The organism is Streptomyces sp. CO7, from assembly GCF_053474865.1.
This window is the reverse complement of record NZ_JBRIOU010000143.1, coordinates 1-403: the sequence shown is the minus strand read 5'-3', so window position 1 is coordinate 403 and position 403 is coordinate 1. Positions and strand designations below refer to the sequence as shown.

Here is a 403-nt window from a genome sequence, read left to right as displayed (position 1 = left end):
CGTTCAGGTGAAATGGCAGCATTCTTTTCTCTGGCACCTCTCCCTTTATGGCTCGATCGAACAAGTCAAACGCTTCCTGACCCATTCGTTTCAGCGGAATATCAATGCTGGAAATCCCCAAAGCCTCACTTAATTGGTTAAATTGAAAGCTCAGTATGGCTGGAGTTTCTTCTGCTTTTATATGATGACGCTGCGCCTCTAATAAAAAGCCTGCTGATACGTCATCATTTGTGATGAATAATGCTGTGGGGCGATTCTTCATCTCCTGCCACTCTGTAAATAATTGTTTTCCATCAAAAAGTGTTAGTTTCCCTTCGATGATCCATTCTTCATCAATCTCCTGCCCGAGCGATTTCATCATTTCTTGATAAGCCTGAAGGCGCGACTCGCTATTCGCTCCTTC

General features: G+C 43.9%; 1 protein-coding gene. It reads right to left on the bottom strand.

The features are described 5' to 3' along the window. On the bottom strand, positions 1–403 hold a 403-nt coding region (locus ACOV8S_RS31490; RefSeq protein ID WP_448321886.1), incomplete at both ends, for a substrate-binding domain-containing protein.